This is a genomic window from Salmonella sp. SAL03688 (assembly GCF_046551895.1).
Classification (GTDB): Bacteria; Pseudomonadota; Gammaproteobacteria; order Enterobacterales; family Enterobacteriaceae; genus Salmonella; species Salmonella enterica.
Genome location: NZ_JBGDVI010000015.1, coordinates 26,454 through 44,185, shown reverse-complemented (window position 1 = coordinate 44,185; position 17,732 = coordinate 26,454). Strand labels below are relative to the sequence as shown.

The window sequence follows — 17,732 nt, the reverse complement described above, 5'->3', positions numbered from 1 at the left end:
TTCTGTTCACTCTTCAAAACTCACCGTCGTGGGAGTACATTGTTTCGTGCTGACTTCCACGGCAGGGAGTGGCAATAACAGCTAAAAGGTCAAGATTCATGTCCCCCATTGAAAAATCCAGCAAACTCGAAAATGTCTGTTATGACATTCGTGGCCCCGTTCTGAAAGAAGCGAAACGCCTTGAGGAAGAAGGTAATAAAGTTCTTAAACTGAATATCGGCAACCCCGCCCCCTTCGGATTCGAAGCGCCGGACGAAATTCTGGTCGATGTCATTCGTAATTTGCCGACGGCGCAAGGATATTGCGACTCGAAAGGGCTTTATTCCGCCCGTAAAGCGATTATGCAGCATTATCAGGCCCGTGGAATGCGCGATGTAACCGTGGAAGATATCTATATCGGTAACGGCGTTTCCGAGCTGATCGTTCAGGCGATGCAGGCGTTGCTTAACAGTGGCGATGAAATGCTGGTTCCCGCGCCCGATTATCCGTTATGGACAGCGGCGGTATCGCTCTCCAGCGGCAAGGCGGTACATTATCTTTGCGATGAATCTTCCGACTGGTTCCCGGACCTTGACGATATCCGCGCCAAAATCACCCCACGTACGCGTGGTATTGTCATTATTAATCCAAACAACCCTACTGGCGCCGTCTATTCTAAAGAATTGTTGATGGAAATTGTCAACATTGCGCGCGAGCATAATCTCATCATCTTCGCCGATGAAATTTATGACAAGATTCTCTATGACGATGCCGAGCATCACTCTATCGCCGCACTGGCGCCTGATCTGCTGACCATCACCTTTAATGGGTTGTCTAAAACCTATCGCGTCGCCGGCTTCCGCCAGGGCTGGATGGTGCTGAACGGGCCGAAAAAACATGCGAAAGGCTATATTGAAGGGCTGGAGATGTTAGCCTCAATGCGCCTGTGCGCCAACGTCCCGGCGCAACATGCTATTCAGACCGCGCTCGGCGGCTATCAAAGCATTAGCGAATTTATTCTGCCGGGCGGTCGACTGTATGAACAGCGTAACCGCGCCTGGGAGTTGATTAACGATATTCCCGGCGTTTCCTGCGTAAAACCGCGCGGCGCGTTGTACATGTTCCCCAGGATCGACGCTAAACGTTTTAATATTCACGACGACCAGAAGATGGTGCTGGACTTCCTGCTACAGGAAAAGGTGCTGCTGGTGCAAGGTACCGCCTTTAACTGGCCGTGGCCGGATCACTTCCGCATTGTGACGCTACCGCGTGAAGATGACCTGGAGATGGCCATCAACCGCTTTGGGCGTTTCCTCTCAGGTTACCATCAATAATCTTAAATTCAGGCTACTTCGGTAGCCTGAATTGCATCTTCATCCCCCTCCCCGCACAATGAAGTCTGCCGCAGTGAAAACAAAAGGTAATCTATGAAGCAGAGCCATTTTTTCGCCCATCTCTCCCGCATGAAGTTGATTAACCGCTGGCCGCTGATGCGTAACGTGCGTACGGAAAACGTCTCCGAACATAGTCTGCAGGTGGCGATGGTCGCCCATGCGTTGGCGGCGATAAAAAACCGTAAATTTGGCGGTCAGCTCAATGCTGAACGCATCGCGCTTCTGGCGATGTATCATGATGCCTCGGAAGTACTGACCGGCGATCTGCCGACGCCGGTAAAATATTTTAATTCCCAGATAGCCCAGGAATATAAAGCGATCGAAAAAATCGCCCAGCAAAAGCTGGTTGATATGGCGCCGGATGAATTACGCGATATTTTCGCACCGCTTATTGATGAGAATGCCTGGAGCGAAGAAGAACAGGCAATCGTAAAACAGGCCGATGCGCTTTGCGCCTACCTGAAATGCCTGGAGGAGCTCTCAGCGGGAAACAATGAGTTTGGACTGGCAAAAACGCGGCTGGAAAAAACGCTGGAATTACGTCGCAGCCAGGAGATGGACTATTTTATGGCGGTGTTCGTACCAAGTTTCCATCTCTCTCTTGACGAGATAAGCCAGGATTCACCGCTTTAAACGGTTTTGCCGGATGGCGACGCCAACGTCTTATCCGGCCTGGACGTAGCGTGATATCCGTAGGCCTGATAAGCGTAGCGCCATCAGGCCTTTTCCTGTCTGGGGTTAAAACGGAAACAACATCGGAATCATCACAATACAAACCGCCATCACAATAAGCGTGAACGGCACGCCAAGCTTCACAAAATCGCTAAAGCTATAGTTTCCCGGCCCCAGAACCAGAGTATTGACCGGCGATGAAACCGGCGTCATAAAGGCGGCGGATGCCGCCATCGCCACCGCCATCGCAAACGGATAGGGCGACACCCCCATCGATTTCGCCGCCGCCAGCGCAATCGGCGCCATCAGCACCGCCGTTGCCGTGTTAGAAATGAACAGTCCTATGACGGCGCACAGCACGAACAGGCATCCCAGCATCATATACGGCCCATAGCCGCCGCCGATATCCATTAATCCTTGCACGACCAGAGAGACGCCGCCGGTTTTTTGCAACGCCAGCGCAAACGGCATCATACCCACAATCAAGATAATGCTCGGCCAGTGGATCGCTTTATATGCGCTTTCAGCATCAATACAGCGAAATTTTCCCATCAGCAGGCAGGCGATAATCGCCGCGATCGGGTTGGGAATTTCATCGGTCAACATCAGCGCCACCATCAGTACCAGGCAGAAAATGGCGTGCGGCGCCTGGCTGTGCGCAGGAGAGGCTTCGCTGACCTCGACCGGCATATTCAGCACCACAAAGTCGCGGCCTTTTTGCCCCAGCAGGCTGATTAACTTCCAGTTCCCCACGACCAGAATGATATCGCCCATCAATAACGGCTCATCGGCCAGCGACCCTTCCAGCGCGACGCCGTCGCGTTTCAGGCCGACCACATTCAGCCCGTAACGTGTACGGAAAGCGATTTCACGCACCGACTTGCCAATCAGTTCAGACTCCGGAATAAGCGAAATTTCCGCCATCCCGACATCCAACGCCTGATCGGAAAAATATTCTCCACGCAATACCATCGGTTCCAGCAGTTGCTCGGCGCAGAACTCTCTGAGGTCGACCTCCGCCGCCGACATATCAATCAGCAGAACGTCGCGAGCGCGAAACTCCGATACGCCGTTCACATTGACGATAACCCGCCGAAAGCGCCGCCAGCGTTCAACGCCGATGACATTGGCGCCGTAACGTTCGCGCAATTTAAGGTCGTCCAGCCGCTGTCCCACCATTGGCGAACCGGGGCGAATCGCCAGACGACGAGCGCGCCCCGTCAGACGGTACTCGCGGATAAGATCGCGGAAAGTGCGACGCTTACCGGCCTGTTGTCCGGGCGCATCGCCTTTTAGCATGAAGCGCATCACCAGCATATAAACAATGCCGAGCGCCAACACCACTATCCCCAGCGGCGTCACGCTAAAAAAGTTGAACCCGTGCAGGCCTTCACGCAGCAGTTCACTGTTAACCACCAGGTTCGGCGGCGTCGCCACCAGCGTCATCATTCCGCTGATAAGCCCGGCAAAACTCAGCGGCATCATCAGGCGCGAAGGCGAGGTTTGCATATGCATAGAAACGCTAAGAACAACGGGGATAAAGATCGCCACCACGCCGGTTGAACTCATGAAAGCGCCAAGTCCGGCGACGGTGATCATCAGTAAAACCAGCATTTTGATTTCACTGCTGCCCGCCATTTTAACCAGCCAGGTACCGACCACCGTCGCAACGCCGGTGCGCACGAGGCCGTCGCCAATAATAAATAAGGCGGCGATAAGAATGACATTCGGATCGCTAAAGCCGGAGAAGGCTTCCGGAAGGGTCAAGGTACCGCTAAGGACAAAAGCAACAATGACGAATAAAGCCACCGCATCCATACGTACTTTGCCCGTCGCAAACAACACGACGGCAATCGCCAGTAAAGAGAGAACCCAAATCAATTCACCGTTCACAACATATCCTTGTCAGATGAGAAGATAACGCGATTCTGCCATAAATATGCCCCGCCAAAGCGGGGCGATATCATGATCAGGTCTTTCTTAACACCACCACATCGCCGTTTGGTTGTTTAGCGACCGATAATTGCGTCAGGCTATCCAACGCAAAATCAACATCCGCCAGACGCGGCGTGTCGGCCGGCGCATTGACCGCAATGACGTGGCAGCCCGCAGCCAGTCCGGACAGCACGCCAGCCGGGGCATCTTCTACTACGACGCACTCCTGAGGGGCCAGGCCAAGCAGTTGTGCGCCCAGCAAATACGCATCCGGCTCCGGTTTGCCGCGTTTGACTCGTTCGGCGGTGACAAACACCTCTGGCGCTGGAAGGCCCGCGACCTGATGGCGCGCACGCGCGACCGGCATTGAACCGGAGGTGACGATAGCCCACGGAATGCCCGCTTTATTCAGGTGATTGAGTAAATCGACTGCCCCCGGCAACGCGGTGATCCCTGCGGTTTCAGTGGCTTCTATTTGCTCCAGGCGCGTAAACTCAGCGGCAATTTCCGCCTCCGATTTACCCGCCATAAAATGCCGCAACGAGGTGATCGCCTGTTTGCCATGAATAAAGCCCAGCACCTCATCATGAGCAAGGTTAAAACGATCGGCCCAGCTACACCACGCGCGTTCAACGGCAGGTAATGAGTCAACCAACGTTCCATCCAGATCAAACAGAAAACCTTTACACTGCACGCGAGCCTCCTCAGGCATTAATGATTTGATTGATTTCATTCGCGCTCAGGTGGTACTGACGCGGGCAGGCATGCCAGACATTCAACATCCGCTGGTATTTTTCCCACATCGGCGTCTGGGCATTAAAGCCGTGCGTCCCGGCGTCAAAGTGAGTGTAGCGTCCTTCTATATTCACCATAAAACGGACATAGCCGAGGTAACGCGCTTCCGTCGCGGCGTCAAACCCCAGGAAGGTGACGCGACGTTCGTCGATGGTTTGCGTATCTTTGAGGTTGGTCCAGGAGACGTGCAGCGCATGGTACATCTCCATAATATCGATGATGGTACGACAGGTCTCTTCCGTCAGCTCGCCAAACTCGCGATCCAGCTCGCGCATCTGCAGGCCGTAGCCGCGTTCAATAATTGTTTGTAAGCGACGGTAACGCTCGGCGTTGGTGGGATCAAGCATCGTCATCATTTTGTACTGGTTAGACAAAATCAGACGTTGCGCGTTGGTCATTTCCATTTTGAACTCCTGTATCACGCTATAGCGATGAAAAAAAGAAGGCATTGGTATGCCTTCTTTTATATGCGTAATCCGGGGTCAATTACAAATCATCCAGGAAAGTTTTATCCAGTTGTTTGAAGGCGCGCTTAAGCGTGTCAGCTAATGCCTGGTAATCCGGCTTTCCTTCTACCGGCGCCAGCGCTTGTCCAGCCTCCTGCAATTTACCGCGAACTTCGTAAAACCAGTTAAGGATTGAAGGCGGCAACGGCGTCACGGAACGTTTCCCTAACCACCATAATCCCTGCATAGGCAAGCTCAGGGCGAACAGGGCGGTCGCCACGGCCGGACCTAACTGACCGCCCAGCGCTATCTGCCAGCATAATGTAAAAACGGCGACAGGCGGCATAAATCGTATGGCATAGCGCGTCATACGAATGACGCGGTTTTCGACGAAAACGGGCGCCAGCCGCTTTTCCATCGGCCACGTCTTCGCGTAGTGCTGCCCCCGGCGAAATAAGCTAAAAAAATTTACGGAGCGATTATCCGGTGTCGACATGGCCTACCTCAACTTCACATATAAAATTTAAAAAATTTGTGCAAAACAACAACTGCGAGGGACAACGTTCAAAACATTTTGTCTTCGATACCCACTATCAGGTATCCTGTGTCGGCCTGTCAAAGGCCGGTAGTTTAAAATCATTGAGTCGTCAATATTACACATAGTATGCCATTGGCTGAAAAATACGCAAAATGGCATAGACTCAAAGGTATTTCTTCCATCATGCCCAAAAAAACTCCTGCGCATGATGTTAATCATAAATGTCAGGGCTATCATGCGCTACGCTCTATGGCTCACTGACGTTTTTTTAGCCACGTATCATAAATAGGTACTTCCATGTCGAGTAAGTTAGTACTGGTTCTGAACTGCGGTAGTTCTTCACTGAAATTTGCAATTATTGATGCAGTTAATGGTGATGAATACCTTTCTGGTTTAGCCGAATGTTTCCATCTGCCAGAAGCACGCATCAAATGGAAAATGGACGGCAGTAAACAAGAAGCGGCTTTAGGTGCAGGCGCCGCTCACAGTGAAGCGCTGAACTTTATCGTTAACACTATTCTGGCACAAAAACCAGAACTGTCTGCGCAGTTAACTGCAATTGGTCACCGTATCGTACACGGCGGCGAGAAGTATACCAGCTCCGTAGTCATTGATGAGTCCGTCATTCAGGGCATCAAAGATTCCGCCTCTTTCGCACCGCTGCATAACCCGGCTCACCTGATTGGTATCGCCGAAGCGCTGAAATCTTTCCCGCAGCTGAAAGATAAAAACGTTGCAGTATTCGACACCGCCTTCCATCAGACCATGCCGGAAGAATCTTACCTGTATGCCCTGCCGTACAGCCTGTATAAAGAACACGGCGTTCGTCGCTATGGCGCACACGGCACCAGCCACTTCTATGTAACTCAGGAAGCGGCAAAAATGCTGAACAAGCCGGTAGAAGAACTGAACATTATCACCTGCCACCTGGGCAACGGCGGTTCTGTTTCCGCTATCCGTAACGGTAAATGCGTGGATACCTCCATGGGTCTGACCCCGCTGGAAGGCCTGGTCATGGGTACCCGTTCCGGCGATATCGACCCTGCGATTATCTTCCACCTGCACGACACTCTGGGCATGAGCGTGGATCAGATCAACAAAATGCTGACCAAAGAGTCCGGTCTGCTGGGTCTGACTGAAGTGACCAGCGACTGCCGTTATGTTGAAGACAACTACGCCACCAAAGAAGACGCTAAACGTGCGATGGACGTTTACTGCCACCGCCTGGCGAAGTACATCGGTTCTTACACCGCTCTGATGGACGGTCGTCTGGATGCAGTCGTGTTCACCGGCGGTATCGGTGAAAACGCCGCGATGGTTCGCGAACTGTCTCTGGGTAAACTGGGCGTGCTGGGCTTTGAAGTCGACCACGAACGTAACCTGGCGGCCCGCTTCGGCAAATCTGGTTTCATCAACAAAGAAGGTACCCGTCCGGCGGTGGTGATCCCAACCAACGAAGAACTGGTTATCGCGCAGGACGCGAGCCGTCTGACTGCCTGATTTCACACCGCCAGCCTCGCTGGCGGTGCTGTTTTGTAACCCGTCCCCAAAAGACGGTAACGAAAGAGGATAAACCGTGTCCCGTATTATTATGCTGATCCCTACCGGAACCAGCGTCGGCCTGACCAGCGTCAGCCTCGGCGTCATCCGTGCTATGGAACGCAAAGGCGTTCGTCTGAGCGTCTTTAAGCCTATCGCCCAGCCTCGCGCTGGCGGCGATGCGCCTGACCAGACCACCACTATCGTTCGCGCGAACTCTACCCTGCCGGCGGCTGAACCGCTGAAGATGAGCCACGTTGAATCTCTGCTCTCCAGCAACCAGAAAGACGTGCTGATGGAAGAGATCATCGCGAACTACCATGCGAATACCAAAGACGCGGAAGTGGTGCTGGTTGAAGGTCTGGTTCCGACCCGTAAACATCAGTTCGCTCAGTCTCTGAACTATGAAATCGCGAAAACGCTGAATGCGGAAATCGTTTTTGTCATGTCTCAGGGTACCGACACGCCAGAACAGCTGAACGAGCGTATCGAACTGACGCGCAGCAGCTTCGGCGGCGCGAAAAACACCAACATCACCGGCGTTATCATCAACAAACTGAATGCGCCGGTTGATGAACAAGGCCGTACTCGCCCGGATCTGTCGGAGATTTTTGACGACTCTTCCAAAGCGCAGGTGATCAAAATCGATCCTGCTAAACTGCAGGAATCCAGCCCGCTGCCGGTTCTGGGCGCGGTGCCGTGGAGCTTCGACCTGATTGCGACCCGCGCTATCGATATGGCGCGTCACCTGAACGCCACCATCATTAACGAAGGCGATATCAAAACCCGCCGCGTTAAATCCGTTACGTTCTGCGCGCGTAGTATTCCGCATATGCTGGAACATTTCCGCGCAGGATCGTTGTTAGTGACCTCCGCTGACCGTCCGGACGTACTGGTCGCAGCTTGCCTGGCCGCGATGAACGGCGTAGAAATCGGCGCCCTGTTGCTGACCGGCGGCTATGAAATGGACGCACGCATTTCTAAACTGTGCGAACGCGCATTCGCCACCGGTCTGCCGGTCTTTATGGTGAACACCAACACCTGGCAGACTTCGCTGAGCCTGCAAAGCTTCAATCTGGAAGTCCCGGTTGATGACCATGAGCGCATCGAGAAAGTTCAGGAATACGTCGCGAACTACGTTAACGCTGAGTGGATCGAGTCGCTGACCGCCACTTCCGAGCGTAGCCGTCGTCTCTCTCCGCCGGCGTTCCGCTACCAACTGACCGAGCTGGCGCGTAAAGCCGGTAAACGCGTAGTGCTGCCGGAAGGCGACGAACCGCGTACCGTCAAAGCGGCGGCAATCTGCGCTGAACGCGGCATCGCCACTTGCGTTCTGCTGGGCAACCCGGATGAAATCAACCGCGTCGCGGCATCTCAGGGCGTTGAGCTTGGCGCAGGTATTGAAATCGTCGATCCGGAAGTGGTGCGTGAAAGCTATGTCGCTCGCCTGGTTGAGCTGCGTAAGAGCAAAGGCATGACCGAACCGGTTGCCCGCGAGCAGCTGGAAGACAACGTGGTGCTCGGCACGCTGATGCTGGAGCAAGACGAAGTCGACGGCCTGGTTTCCGGCGCGGTTCATACCACCGCCAACACCATCCGTCCGCCGCTGCAGCTTATTAAAACGGCGCCGGGTAGCTCCCTGGTCTCTTCTGTGTTCTTTATGCTACTGCCGGAGCAGGTTTACGTTTACGGCGACTGCGCAATCAACCCAGACCCGACTGCAGAGCAGCTGGCAGAAATCGCGATTCAATCTGCGGATTCCGCCATTGCCTTCGGCATTGAACCGCGTGTGGCAATGCTCTCCTACTCCACCGGCACCTCTGGCGCGGGCAGCGACGTAGAGAAAGTACGTGAAGCGACGCGTCTGGCGCAGGAAAAACGTCCTGACCTGATGATCGACGGTCCGTTGCAGTACGACGCCGCGGTCATGGCTGACGTAGCGAAATCCAAAGCGCCGAACTCGCCGGTTGCGGGTCGCGCTACCGTGTTCATTTTCCCGGATCTGAACACCGGTAACACCACCTACAAAGCGGTACAGCGTTCTGCCGACCTGATCTCCATCGGGCCGATGCTGCAGGGTATGCGCAAGCCGGTGAACGACCTGTCCCGTGGCGCACTGGTTGACGATATCGTCTATACCATCGCCCTGACGGCGATCCAGGCTTCCCAACAGCAGCAGTAACAGTAAAAGCTAATGCCGGATGGCGGCGTGAACGCCTTGTCCGGCCTACAGGTGAGATACCGTTGTAGGCCGGATAAGACGCGTTAGCATCGCCATCCGGCATTCTGCTATTTACCCTGCAAAGCGGAATTTTTTGCTTAACTGCGCTGCATCAATGAATAACTATTGCCTTCTTCTCATACTTAGCCTCTTTGCTTTGCAACAGGGATAGTCTGTCATGTCTGTCGTTACAGAATCAAAAACAGCCAGAAAATGGGCAATGCCCGATACGCTGGTCATCATCTTTTTTGTCGCCATTTTAACCAGTATCGCTACCTGGGTCGTCCCCGTTGGGATGTTTGATAGCCAGGAAGTGCAGTATCAGGTCGATGGTCAGACAAAAACCCGCAAAGTCGTCGACCCGCACTCTTTTCGCATTGTGACCAATGAGGCCGGGGAAGCGCAGTATCATCGCGTACAATTTTTCACTACCGGCGATGAAAGACCAGGGCTGATGAATTTTCCGTTTGAAGGGTTAACATCCGGATCGAAATTCGGCACTGCCGTCGGCATCATTATGTTTATGTTGGTGATTGGCGGCGCATTCGGCATCGTGATGCGTACCGGCACCGTGGATAACGGCATTCTGGCGCTTATTCGCCACACGCGGGGCAACGAAGTCCTGTTTATTCCGGTGCTATTTGTCCTCTTTTCGTTAGGGGGCGCCGTATTTGGCATGGGCGAAGAGGCGGTCGCCTTTGCAATTATCATAGCCCCGCTGATGGTCAGGCTGGGCTATGACAGCATTACCACCGTCCTGGTGACCTATATCGCCACCCAAATTGGCTTTGCCAGTTCGTGGATGAACCCTTTCTGCGTAGTCGTCGCCCAGGGGATTGCCGGCGTGCCGGTACTTTCCGGCTCCGGGCTGCGTATTGTGGTCTGGATTGTCGCCACGCTGATTGGGCTGGTTTTTACACTGGTCTACGCCTCACGCGTGAAAAAGAATCCGCTGCTGTCCCGCGTCCACGAATCCGATCGCTATTTCCGCGAACAGCAGGATGAAGTCGTCCAGCGCCCTTTCACCTTCGGCGACTGGCTGGTACTGCTGGTCCTGACCGGCGTAATGATTTGGGTCGTCTGGGGCGTGATTGTCCACGCCTGGTTTATTCCGGAGATCGCCAGCCAGTTTTTCACCATGGGCGTGGTGATCGGCCTCATCGGCGTTATCTTCCGCCTCAACGGTATGACGGTCAACGTAATGGCGTCCTCATTCACCGAAGGGGCGAGGATGATGATCGCGCCTGCCTTGCTGGTGGGTTTTGCCAAAGGCATTCTGCTGCTGGTCGGCAACGGCGAAGCCGGGGAACCCAGCGTGCTCAATACGTTGCTTAACAGTATCGCGCATGGCATCAGCGGGCTTAATAATGCTATCGCCGCCTGGTTTATGCTGCTCTTCCAGGCGGTATTTAATTTCTTTGTCACGTCCGGTTCGGGCCAGGCGGCGTTAACCATGCCATTACTGGCGCCGCTCGGCGATCTGGTCGGCGTTAACCGTCAGGTGACTGTTCTGGCCTTCCAGTTTGGCGATGGCTTCAGCCATATTATCTATCCGACATCGGCCTCGCTGATGGCCACGCTGGGCGTGTGCCGGGTCGATTTTCGCAACTGGCTGAAAGTGGGGGCGTCGCTGCTGGGACTATTGTTTATTATGTCCAGCGTGGTCGTCATTGGCGCGCAGATGATGGGATATCATTGATCCAAAATGCCGGATGAGCACCAGCGCCATCCGGCAATATCTCCATGATTAAAGCAGTGATTTCGCGGCTTCTACAATCGCTGCGGCGGTGAGTCCGTACTCTTGTTGTAAGAAATCCTGCGTTCCTACCTGCCCATAACGCTCTTTGACGCCAACACGGCGCATCGGCACCGGGCAGTTTTCCACCAGCACTTCCGCCACCGCTGACCCTAGTCCATTATGGATGCTGTGGTTTTCACACGTGACGATACGCCGCGTTTTTTCCGCATAGTTTTTCACCAACATGCGATCGATAGGCTTTAAGGTGAACATATCAATGACCGCGGCGCTCACACCTTCCTGCTCCAGTTGGCGCGCCGCCTCCAGCGCCTCCACCACCATAATGCCGTTGGCGATAAGCGTAATATCATCGCCCTCACGCAGTACGTTGCCCTTGCCAATGGTAAAGGTAGAGCCTGGCGCATAGATACTCCGCGCCTGCTTACGGATGGTACGCAGCCAGTAAAAACCGTCCAGATCCATTAGCTGGCGTAAAATATCCGCGAACATCACCGCATCCGTCACCTCCAGTACTACGGAGTGCGCCAGCCCGCGAACAATCCCCATATCTTCAAAAGACATATGGGTGCCGCCGTTATGGCACGCCGTCACTCCGGCATCGGAGGCGATCACTTTGACGTTGTTACGCTGATAATCCAGCGCCATGAAGAGCTGATCAAAACAGCGACGGCTGGCAAAAGCGGTAAAAGTATGCACAAACGGTTTGCGACCGGTCAGCGCCAGCCCCGCCGCAGTGCCAATCACATTCGCCTCCATAATACCGCAGTTAATGACATGCTGCGGGTAGTCACGCGCCACGCTGTCCATCGCCATTGAGCTCATTAAATCAGCCTCAAGCGCAATAATTGGGCTTCCGGCCTCAATCTGCCCGGCGACAAAACCGGCGTAAACTTTGCGCATTTCGATATCGTCTTTAAGCCCTGCGGGCGCAAGCTTAATCATGCATGACCTCCAGTTGATGAATGGCCTCATTGAGCGTCTGCTTCATGCCATCCGTCAGGCGTAAGTGGTGAGAATTCGTTAACTGCTCCAGGCATGGCACCCCCTGCCCTTTAATGCTGTCAAGGATCACAACCCGTGGCTGGGCATCGGCGGGCGGCACAGGCTGAACCACCGCCAGTAGTCCGGCGATATCATCGCCTTTGACGGTGACGACATCGAAACCAAACGCGCGGAATTTCCCTTCCAGATCGAACGGATTGATAATCTCCTCCAGCTCACCGTCAAGCTGCTGTTTGTTCCAGTCAATGAAAACGGTCAGATTATTCAGGCGGTGGTGGGCAATAAACTGAAACGCCTCCCAGCACTGCCCTTCATTGAGCTCGCCATCGCCGACAATGCAAAATACCCGGTTGGGTCGCCGCGCCAGTTTATGCGACAGCGCCATTCCGCCCGCAATAGAGATGCCCTGTCCCAGTGAGCCGGTCGTGGCGTCCACGCCGCGCGTTTTTAGCCGATCCGGATGGCTGGGAAGACGGGTGCCGTTCTGGTTAAGCGTATTCAGCTCTTCGAGCGGGAAATAGCCTTTAATCGCCAGGGTACTGTACAACGCGGGGCCCGCATGGCCTTTCGACAGTACGAAGTAATCGCGTTCCGGCCAGTCCGGGTCGGCAGGGTCGATTTTCATCACCGCGCCGTACAGAACCGCCAGAGTTTCCACTACCGACATGCTGCCGCCATAGTGACCAAAGCCAAGATGGTTTAAGGATTTGAGCGTGGCGACGCGAATATCGCGCGCCAGTTGGGTGATTTCGGTTACGTTCATTCTTTCGCTCCGCTATTTTCCTGCACTTCGGCAGTCGCTTTTTTGTTTTTGGCCAACACGTTGTACGCCACCAGTAGCGCGAATAGCGCCACCACCAGCCCCGTGATAGCCATCGGCGACAGATAACGCGCCAGGTTGCCCAGCAAAATACCGATTACGCCAAAGTCAGCATCCGAGAACGTGGTATTGGCGAAGCCGATCGCGCCGAGAACCGGCAGTAACAGCACTGGCAGGAAAGTGATTAATAGACCATTAGCAAATGCGCCGATCATCGCCCCGCGGCGACCGCCGGTGGCATTGCCAAAGACGCCTGCGGTCGCGCCGGTAAAGAAGTGCGGCACAACGCCTGGCAGGATCAACACAAGCTTCATCTGTCCAAGCAGGAACAGACCCACCAGCCCACCGAGAAAACTGAACAGGAAGCCAATCAGTACCGCGTTAGGGGCATAGGGATACACCACCGGGCAGTCCAGCGCCGGACGCGCGTTTGGCACCAGTTTTTCTGAAAAGCCGGTAAAGGCCGGAACAATTTCCGCCAGAATCAGACGGACGCCTTGCAGAATGATGAATACGCCGGCGGCGAAGGTGATTGCCATGATAATGGCGTACACCAGATAGTTTTGCCCGCCGCTAAACGTCGCTTCGACATACTCACGCCCTGCGCTGACTGCCATGATCAGATAGATAATCATCATGGTCAGCGAAATCGAGATAGAACTGTCGCGTAAAAAACTGAGGTTTTTCGGCAGGTTCATCTCTTCCGTGGAGCGGGAGCCTTTACCACACAGGCTGCCAATCCAGCCGGAAAGCACATATCCCAGGGTACCGAAGTGACCAAACGCAATGTCATCGGTACCGGTAATCCGCCTCATATAACGTTGGGCCAACGCCGGGAAGAAGGCCATCACCAGCCCCAGGATCAGCGATCCGGTGAAGACCAGCCCTACGCCCTCAAACCCCGCCACGGTCAGGATTACGCCAATCATACAGGCCATGTAAAAGGTGTGATGCCCGGTCAAAAAGATATATTTAAGACGCGTAAAGCGCGCCACGACAATATTGGCCACCATACCAAATGCCATAATTAACGCCGTGGACGCGCCATATTTTTCCAGCGCGATTGAGACTATCGCTTCATTATTAGGAATAATGCCCTGAATATTAAAAGCGTGTTCAAACATACCCCCTAGCGGATTTAATGAACCCACCAGTACGGTTGCGCCACCGCCAAGCACAATAAAACCTAAAATGGTTTTAATCGTGCCTTTCACCACATCGGAAAACGCTTTTTTCTGCGCCACCAGACCAATCAGCGCAATTAACCCTACAAGCACCGAGGGCACTTTTAAAATATCAACAACAAAATTCAGCGTTTCAAGGATAAACATATCCACCTCGCCAGCAATAATTATTGTTTAGCGAACCATGCGCGCAGCTGCGTTTCCAGTTCGTTGATGTCGATGATGTTATTGATCACCACCAGTTGGCTTTCCGGTACGCTGGCGCTGGCCGCGATATCTTTGGCCATTACAAAAAGATCGGCAGCCCCGGGCGTGGCCGATGAGAGATCGGAGTGTTCCACTTCAGCGTCAATATTGAGTTTCTTTAATACTTTTTTAATGTTCATTTCTACCATAAAACTACTACCCAGGCCGGAACCGCAAATTGCCATGATTTTCATTATTGTCACCTTTTAAAAGTAGAGTTGGTCTGCATCACGCACGGGCGTAATGTTATTTACCGCAAGAAAATGGAATAAAATCAGAAACGGTCAATAATCGTTTTAATGTCCTCCAGGTTTTTTGCCTGATGTAATTTTTCCATATCTACATCACTGGAAAATAATTCCGCCAGCGCCGATATCATTTCGATATGACTATGCTTATCAGGCGCCGCCAGCATAATAATGATGTCAACCGGATCAAATTCGTCTGCGCCAAATGAAACGCCGCGCTGTAGTTTCAGTAACGATAAACCTAACCCTTTCGCCCCCTCTTCCGGCCTCGCATGCGGCATCGCTAACCCTGGCGCTAATACATAATACGGCCCAAGCTTTTGGTGCTGCTGAACAATCGCCGTAAGGTATTCCGGTGCGATAACACCTGCGTCCAGCAGGGGTTTGCCGCAAATTTCCAGCGCCTGCGGCCACGTTTCCACGCTCTCCTGTAGCGTGATGGTTGCGTCAGATAACCAGGTTCCCAGCATGTTATTCGCCCCCACGGTGTATGAAATTATGAACAAACTTTATTCAAGCCATTCGATATTAGCTGCGATCGTTATCACAAAGATAGCGCTACCAGCGACTATTACTCAGAATTGTGATAGCGCTATCAAATTAAAATCATGGTGTGAAATCACAGCAAAAAAGCGGATTTAAGGCGTATACTGCCAGTCATGCGAAGCAAAGAACGACAATAAAAAAGCATCTCAACATGTTGTAATGACGCAGGAATTTGTATGTCGATACCCCGTAAACGGCGCAGTACCGGTAAAGTGACTATCGCCGATGTAGCCCAACTTGCCGGTGTAGGCACGATGACCGTATCACGCGCCTTACGCACGCCGGAACAGGTCTCTGATAAACTCCGGGAAAAAATCGAAGCGGCAGTGCATGAGCTGGGCTATATGCCTAATCTCGCCGCCAGCGCGCTGGCGTCTGCCTCCTCGCACACCATCGCAATGGTCGTACCGAACCTTGCGGAAGCGGGGTGTTCTGAAATGTTCGCCGGGCTGCAACAAATTTTACAGCCCGCAGGCTACCAGATAATGCTGGCGGAATCGCAGCATCGCGTGGAACAAGAGGAGAAGCTGCTCGAAACGCTGCTGGCCTCCAACATTGCCGCGGCGATTCTGCTTAGCGTCGAACATAGCACTACCGTGCGCCAGTGGCTGAAAAATGCCTCTATCCCGGTGATGGAGATGGGCGCGATTCGCAGCGATCCTATTGATATGAATATCGGTATTGATAACGTTGCGGCAATGTATGAGCTGACGGAAATGCTGATTCAGCGCGGTTATCAGAATATCGGGCTACTATGCGCCAATCAGGAGCAGTGGATTTTTCAGCAACATCTGCACGGCTGGTACAAAGCGATGCTTCGCCACCATATGTCGCCAAACCGGGTGATTAATGCCGCCTTGCCGCCCAATTTTTCTACCGGCGCGTCGCAACTGCCGGAGTTTTTACTGGCGTGGCCGGAACTGGACGCGCTGGTATGCGTATCGGATGAGCTGGCCTGCGGCGCGTTATACGAGTGCCAACGACGGCGGATCAAAGTTCCGGACGATTTAGCGGTGGTCGGGTTTGGCGATAGCGATGTCAGCCGGGTCTGTCAGCCGCCGTTAACCACCATGGCCGTACCGCACCGTAAGATTGGCAGTGAAGCCGGACGGGCGCTGTTGGAAAGGTTAAATCAGGGCAACTGGAGCGATCGAAAATCCATCGCCTCCAGTTTATGTATGCGGGAAAGCTGCTAAAACGCTTATTCCGTCTCTTCCGGTTTCTCCTGAAGCGCAGCTTCGTTTTTGGCGTTGCGGGTCATCCACAGCGCCAGCGCTTTGAGCGAGTCCGGCGTAAACTCATCACAGCGCGCGGTGATCTCCTCCGGAGTCAGCCAACACACTTCGCTGACTTCATCTTCCTGAAGCGCGAAAGGCCCGTGGGAAACGCAGCTAAACAGCGCGCCCCAAACCCGGCAATGTTGGTCTTCAAAGTAAAACAGACCGTGTTCGGCAAACGGCACGCCTGCAATACCCAACTCTTCTTCCGCTTCGCGGCGGGCAGATTCCAGTAGCTGCTCATCAGCCTGGACCACGCCACCTGCGGTAGCATCTAACATACCGGGCAAAAAATCTTTTGTTTCGGTACGACGCTGCACCAGAATTTTACCCATACCATCATGAACGACGATATACGTCGCACGATGCCGTAAGCGTTGCGCACGCATCTGTTCCCGGCTGGACTGTGCAATGACTTCATTGTCTTCATTCACAATATCCACCCATTCCGTACTTGCCAAACGACGCTGTTCCACCATCAGGAAACCTTCTTATTTCTGGCGCTCTTACGGCGCATTTACGTTTGTGAGGTAAATTACGAGTTAATTGCAACCTGCGCAATGATACTTTGATCATTGAGTGCGATTACGCTCAACACATTATCATCCAGAATACCGTAGCTTGCCGCATACCCGCCTTTCGGGATGCTCACTGACCCAGGATTAAAGTGATACAGTCCTTCCTGCTGTTGCGCCACCGGCAGATGCGTATGACCATAAACCAACACATCGCCAGTATGCAGAGCGGGCAGATTCGTCGGCCCGAAGAGGTGCCCATGCGTTAAAAATAGCCGCCTCTCTTGCGTCAATATTTGCTGCCACGGCGCAGTTATCGGGAAATGCAGCAGCATCTGATCCACTTCGCTATCGCAGTTGCCGCGCACGGCAATGATTTGCGTCGCCACCGCGTTCAGGCGTTCGGCGACCTGGGCGGGCGCATAGCCTTCAGGCAGCGCATTTCGCGGCCCGTGGTTAAGGACATCGCCTAATATCACCAGCCAACGCGCGCCGCTTTGCGCGAACCGCTCAAGCACGCGTTCCGTGGCGGGTAAAGAACCATGAATGTCCGATGCGAACATCAGTTTCATCGCTCACTCCTCGTTGTGAAAAACGGCGTTATGATACTGGAATA

The 17,732-nt window shown here is 53.6% G+C and carries 17 protein-coding genes; 6 read left to right on the top strand and 11 right to left on the bottom strand.

Annotation, left to right across the window (positions count from 1 at the left end; all coding sequences use genetic code 11):
• Positions 1 to 98: 98 nt before the first annotated feature.
• Positions 99 to 1,313, top strand: a complete 1,215-nt coding sequence (alaA, locus tag ACLJR2_RS15725; protein ID WP_000074540.1) for an alanine transaminase AlaA — start codon at positions 99 to 101, stop codon at positions 1,311 to 1,313.
• A 93-nt stretch (positions 1,314 to 1,406) separates the two neighbouring features.
• Positions 1,407 to 2,006, top strand: coding sequence for a 5'-deoxynucleotidase (yfbR, locus tag ACLJR2_RS15720; RefSeq protein ID WP_000813882.1), 600 nt, complete (start codon positions 1,407 to 1,409; stop codon positions 2,004 to 2,006).
• Positions 2,007 to 2,111: 105 nt separating this feature from the next.
• Here yfbR and ACLJR2_RS15715 read toward each other — a convergent pair whose 3' ends face one another.
• From ACLJR2_RS15715 to yfbV, 4 genes are all read right to left on the bottom strand, one after another.
• Positions 2,112 to 3,938 (bottom strand): SLC13 family permease, encoded by a 1,827-nt coding sequence (locus ACLJR2_RS15715; protein WP_001012856.1) that lies wholly within the window; start codon positions 3,936 to 3,938, stop codon positions 2,112 to 2,114.
• 76 nt (positions 3,939 to 4,014) lie between these two features.
• Positions 4,015 to 4,692: a sugar phosphatase gene (locus ACLJR2_RS15710; RefSeq protein WP_001555201.1), complete on the bottom strand. Its 678-nt coding sequence runs from the start codon at positions 4,690 to 4,692 to the stop codon at positions 4,015 to 4,017.
• Positions 4,685 to 5,179, bottom strand: coding sequence for a YfbU family protein (locus ACLJR2_RS15705; protein WP_000426137.1), 495 nt, complete (start codon positions 5,177 to 5,179; stop codon positions 4,685 to 4,687). The genes ACLJR2_RS15710 and ACLJR2_RS15705 overlap by 8 nt, the downstream gene beginning before the upstream one ends.
• An 82-nt stretch (positions 5,180 to 5,261) precedes the next feature.
• Positions 5,262 to 5,717, bottom strand: a complete 456-nt coding sequence (gene yfbV / locus ACLJR2_RS15700) for a terminus macrodomain insulation protein YfbV (RefSeq protein WP_000106617.1) — start codon at positions 5,715 to 5,717, stop codon at positions 5,262 to 5,264.
• Positions 5,718 to 6,056: 339 nt separating this feature from the next.
• Between yfbV and ackA the strand changes: the two genes are divergently transcribed.
• The 3 genes from ackA to yfcC all read left to right on the top strand — a co-directional run bounded on the left by ackA (position 6,057) and on the right by yfcC (position 11,218).
• Positions 6,057 to 7,259 carry an acetate kinase gene (gene ackA, locus ACLJR2_RS15695; RefSeq protein ID WP_000095689.1) on the top strand — a complete coding sequence of 401 codons (1,203 nt, stop codon included), beginning with the start codon at positions 6,057 to 6,059 and terminating at the stop codon, positions 7,257 to 7,259.
• A gap of 76 nt (positions 7,260 to 7,335) precedes the next feature.
• On the top strand, positions 7,336 to 9,480 hold the full coding sequence (pta, locus tag ACLJR2_RS15690) for a phosphate acetyltransferase (RefSeq protein ID WP_000086692.1): 2,145 nt from the start codon (positions 7,336 to 7,338) through the stop codon (positions 9,478 to 9,480).
• Positions 9,481 to 9,697: 217 nt separating this feature from the next.
• Positions 9,698 to 11,218 carry a putative basic amino acid antiporter YfcC gene (gene yfcC, locus ACLJR2_RS15685; RefSeq protein ID WP_000117932.1) on the top strand — a complete coding sequence of 507 codons (1,521 nt, stop codon included), beginning with the start codon at positions 9,698 to 9,700 and terminating at the stop codon, positions 11,216 to 11,218.
• A gap of 48 nt (positions 11,219 to 11,266) precedes the next feature.
• On the opposite strand, the gene ACLJR2_RS15680 is transcribed toward yfcC, so the two are convergent.
• The 5 genes from ACLJR2_RS15680 to ACLJR2_RS15660 form a co-directional block, all read right to left on the bottom strand.
• Positions 11,267 to 12,220 (bottom strand): transketolase family protein, encoded by a 954-nt coding sequence (locus ACLJR2_RS15680; protein WP_000593030.1) that lies wholly within the window; start codon positions 12,218 to 12,220, stop codon positions 11,267 to 11,269.
• Positions 12,213 to 13,043, bottom strand: coding sequence for a transketolase (locus tag ACLJR2_RS15675; RefSeq protein WP_001103256.1), 831 nt, complete (start codon positions 13,041 to 13,043; stop codon positions 12,213 to 12,215). Before ACLJR2_RS15675 ends, ACLJR2_RS15680 begins: the two co-directional genes overlap by 8 nt.
• Positions 13,040 to 14,431, bottom strand: coding sequence for a PTS ascorbate transporter subunit IIC (locus ACLJR2_RS15670; protein ID WP_001522266.1), 1,392 nt, complete (start codon positions 14,429 to 14,431; stop codon positions 13,040 to 13,042). The genes ACLJR2_RS15675 and ACLJR2_RS15670 overlap by 4 nt, the downstream gene beginning before the upstream one ends.
• A 20-nt stretch (positions 14,432 to 14,451) precedes the next feature.
• On the bottom strand, positions 14,452 to 14,724 hold the full coding sequence (locus tag ACLJR2_RS15665; RefSeq protein WP_000699818.1) for a PTS sugar transporter subunit IIB: 273 nt from the start codon (positions 14,722 to 14,724) through the stop codon (positions 14,452 to 14,454).
• A gap of 80 nt (positions 14,725 to 14,804) precedes the next feature.
• Positions 14,805 to 15,248 carry a PTS sugar transporter subunit IIA gene (locus ACLJR2_RS15660; protein WP_000901813.1) on the bottom strand — a complete coding sequence of 148 codons (444 nt, stop codon included), beginning with the start codon at positions 15,246 to 15,248 and terminating at the stop codon, positions 14,805 to 14,807.
• 252 nt (positions 15,249 to 15,500) lie between these two features.
• Here ACLJR2_RS15660 and ACLJR2_RS15655 point away from each other — a divergent pair, with 252 nt between their 5' ends.
• Positions 15,501 to 16,520, top strand: a complete 1,020-nt coding sequence (locus tag ACLJR2_RS15655; RefSeq protein ID WP_000026949.1) for a LacI family DNA-binding transcriptional regulator — start codon at positions 15,501 to 15,503, stop codon at positions 16,518 to 16,520.
• 5 nt (positions 16,521 to 16,525) lie between these two features.
• Here the strand turns inward: ACLJR2_RS15655 and yfcD are convergent, their stop codons facing one another.
• Together yfcD and yfcE are read right to left on the bottom strand one after the other, a co-directional pair.
• Positions 16,526 to 17,080, bottom strand: a complete 555-nt coding sequence (gene yfcD / locus ACLJR2_RS15650; protein ID WP_000230215.1) for an NUDIX hydrolase YfcD — start codon at positions 17,078 to 17,080, stop codon at positions 16,526 to 16,528.
• Positions 17,081 to 17,136: 56 nt separating this feature from the next.
• Positions 17,137 to 17,688, bottom strand: a complete 552-nt coding sequence (gene yfcE, locus ACLJR2_RS15645; protein WP_000772458.1) for a phosphodiesterase — start codon at positions 17,686 to 17,688, stop codon at positions 17,137 to 17,139.
• Positions 17,689 to 17,732 lie beyond the last annotated feature (44 nt).